Source organism: Micromonospora sp. SL1-18, assembly GCF_047921505.1.
GTDB lineage: Bacteria > Actinomycetota > Actinomycetes > Mycobacteriales > Micromonosporaceae > Micromonospora.
On the sequence record NZ_JBLROA010000154.1, the window covers coordinates 1 to 2,317 of the forward strand.

Consider the following 2,317-nt stretch of genomic DNA (forward strand, 5'->3'; position numbering starts at 1 on the left):
TCCCTCTTAACCGGCTAATCGTCGTGTTCCTGCAGGTCAGCGACACGCCGTGGCTCGGCGGTTGTTGGAGCCATGCGGGTCGCTGGTGCTACATGTGTTTCCCATGGATGTCAGGGCTGTGTTGCGGCTCGAAGAACGCGGCGAGGGGTGGGTGCTCGTCGGCGGGGCGGCTGCACGGTTCGGACTGGTCGACGAGTATCTGAGCCATCTGCTGGACCGGAATTACTCCCGCGCGACGGTCCGGGCCTACGGGTTTGACCTGCTCGCGTTCTGCCGGTGGTTGACCGAGCAGGACCTTGAGTTGGAGGCGGTCACTACCAACGTCTTGCTCGACTATCTGAGGGCCTGCAGGGAAGCGACAGTCCCGGGGCGGCCGGGGCCGAATGTAGTGACGATGACCGGTCAGCGGGTGGATCGGTACGCAGCCACGACGATCAACCGCCGCCTGGCGGCGATCTCCGGGTTGTTCACCTTCGCTGGGCTGCGTTCCCCGGATGCGAAGAATCCGGTGCCGCGGGGGCGGGAGGCCCGCTGGACGGTCTCTGGGGAGCGGTCGGGGATGTTGGCGCACACGACGCGGCGGCGTAAGTCCCGTTCGGCGTTGCGGCTGCGTGAGCCGACGAAGCTGCCGGTTGCGTTGTCCGCGTCGGACGCCGCCGAGCTGGTCGGGAGCCTGCGCACGTGGCGTGACCGGGCGATCGCTGGGCTGATGCTGTGGTGCGGTCTGCGGTCTTGTGAGGTGCTGGGCTTGGGCGTCAGGGATGTCGACATCGGCGGCCGGTGGGTCACCGTGACCGGCAAGGGCTGCAAGCAGCGGCGTGTCCCTCTGGATGCGGACGTCGCTTCGGTGATCGACGTGTATCTGCTCGTCGAACGTCCCGAGTCGACCTCCGACCGGCTCTTCCTCGTGGCCAAGGGCCCGCACCGCGGACAGGGCTTGACTCCGGCCGGGCTGCGCACGATCTTCCGCTACCACCGAGAACTGACGGGCGTGAAGGGCGGACACCCGCACGCGCTGCGGCACACATTCGGCACCGTGCTGGCAGAGGCAGGTGTCGATCTCGCGGTGATGCAGGCGCTGCTCGGGCACGCGCATGTCGACACCACCGCACGGTATGTCCATCTCGCTCCGGCCCACGTGAAAGCCGAGTTCGATGCTGCACGCGAACGCCTCCGCGCCCAGAACCGTTGACGCCGCCGACCTGCGCCTGCGCGGCGAGGATCTTCTAGCCGCCTACCTTGATCGCCTCCACGCGACGGGCCGGGGGAACGTGTCGTATGAGCGGGCGGCACGAAGATTCTTCCGCGCCTGGCCCGACCCACATGCCTGGGCCGCCCAGCCACTTCAGGACCGGCTCGCCGATGACAAGGCAACACGGCCAGTCATCACGTTCCTGATGCTCCACCAGGGCCTGCACCCCGGATACGACTACCTGCTGGAACGCAAGCTCTCGCCGATCTGGCGGGAGATCCAAGGTGGCCCGCTGCAGGCCGAGATCGACCGATTCCTGAACGCTGCTGAGACCCTCGGATTCACGATGCGCACCCGCCTGGCCACCGGCTCGCAGGTCCCGGTGCGGTTGCTGATCCAGACGGGCCGACGGATCGACGAGCTGGTCCAGGACGACCTGGACGAGTTCGCCGAAGCCTGTCACGAGCGCACCCGTCGCACCAGGACCAGCCACCGCCATTACCTGTCGGCGATCAGCAACACCCAGACGGTCCTGTTCCACCTCGGCATCCTCGACGCGCTGCCCCGATCCGGTGGCCCGGCCCCGTTGGAGGAGCGGCTCGCGCAAGTTACCGCGCCGATCCGGGCCGAGATGATCGCCTACTTGGAACGCAAGAAGGCAACCTGCCACGCCAAGACCGTCTCGGCAATGGCGACCCGGCTCAAGCACTTCGGCGTCTTCCTGACCGCCATCGACCCCGACCTGACCACGGTGAGAGACCTGGACCGGCGCCGTCACATCGAACCCTGGCTCGCCTCGCTGTCGGACACCATCAGCGAGAAGGACGGGCAGCCGATCAGCATCGGCGACCGCAACCGGCGGGTGGTGGCCGTGGCCACGTTCCTCACCGACATCACCGAGTGGGGCTGGGACGCCGCCCCGGCCCGCAAGGTGATGTTCCGCGACGACATCCCCAAGCTCCCGCAGGTGCTGCCGCGTTACCTGCCCGTGGACGCCGACCGGCGCCTGACCGCCGCGCTGACCGAGCATCCCGACAACGAACTCGCCGCGCTGGCGCTGCGCCTGCAACGGGCCTGCGGGCTGCGCATCGGGGAACTGCTTGACCTGGAACTGGACTGCGTGCA

Annotated in this window: 1 protein-coding gene and 1 pseudogene; both read left to right on the forward strand. The window is 67.8% G+C overall.

The window, feature by feature from the left end:
• The first annotated feature begins 103 nt into the window (after positions 1-103).
• Positions 104-1,192, forward strand: coding sequence for a tyrosine-type recombinase/integrase (locus ACNAW0_RS30190; RefSeq protein ID WP_416291444.1), 1,089 nt, complete (start codon positions 104-106; stop codon positions 1,190-1,192).
• Positions 1,155-2,317 (forward strand): annotated as a pseudogene (locus ACNAW0_RS30195) (integrase); the annotation flags it as partial. The gene ACNAW0_RS30190 and the pseudogene ACNAW0_RS30195, both read left to right, overlap by 38 nt.

What these genes read in the sequence shown, in the direction of transcription:
- ACNAW0_RS30190 (WP_416291444.1), top strand. Translation starts at nt 104, where the DNA reads ATGGATGTCAGGGCTGTGTTGCGGCTCGAAGAACGCGGCGAGGGGTGG.